The 246-nt window shown below is 62.2% G+C and carries 1 pseudogene; it reads left to right on the forward strand.

Annotation, left to right across the window (positions count from 1 at the left end):
- Positions 1–246, forward strand: a pseudogene (locus KVT32_RS31055) (chromosome partitioning protein); the annotation flags it as partial.

Genomic DNA, 246 nt, shown 5'->3' on the forward strand with positions numbered 1-246 from the left:
CGCGATACGCTTTCGGTTGACATCGCTCGATATTTCCACGATCACGATCAGCAAATCGATCCATTCGCCGAGGATGCGCCTGTCACCGTGCCCAACAGGCTTATTCAGCAGCTGGGACTGTTCGTGGTGCGGTCGAACCGAGCATGGGACAAGACCTTGTCTTGGGGCAGCGAGCTGTTCAGGCGCGCGGTCGATGTCGCCGCCGCCCAGCCTGCGGATGCGATCCTGGCCGAGCGCGACCGGCTG

This window comes from Achromobacter sp. GbtcB20, from assembly GCF_019091095.1.
Taxonomy (GTDB): domain Bacteria; phylum Pseudomonadota; class Gammaproteobacteria; order Burkholderiales; family Burkholderiaceae_B; genus Achromobacter; species Achromobacter mucicolens.